1 rRNA gene is annotated in these 260 nt (G+C 52.3%); it reads left to right on the top strand.

From position 1 onward, the window contains the following. Positions 1 to 110: ribosomal RNA gene (locus F8197_RS28340) — 16S ribosomal RNA — on the top strand; the annotation flags it as partial. Between the last annotated feature and the right edge of the window lie 150 nt (positions 111 to 260).

The raw sequence follows: 260 nt of genomic DNA, 5'->3' as shown, positions 1-260 counted from the left end.
AAGTAGGTAGCTTAACCGCAAGGAGGGCGCTTACCACGGTAGGATTCGTGACTGGGGTGAAGTCGTAACAAGGTAGCCGTATCGGAAGGTGCGGCTGGATCACCTCCTTTCTAGAGTAGCACTGGTCAGTAATGACTACTCATCAAGCGTTCACACTTATCGACTGTCAATCAAGAAGAACAGCATTTGGGGCTGTAGCTCAGCTGGTTAGAGCACCGTGTTGATAACGCGGGGGTCGTTGGTTCGAGTCCAACCAGCCC

The organism is Duganella sp. FT27W, from assembly GCF_009295655.1.
GTDB classification, from domain to species: domain Bacteria; phylum Pseudomonadota; class Gammaproteobacteria; order Burkholderiales; family Burkholderiaceae_D; genus Rugamonas; species Rugamonas zoogloeoides.
Note: the sequence above shows the minus strand (reverse complement) of the source record. Positions and strands in the feature narration are given on the sequence as shown.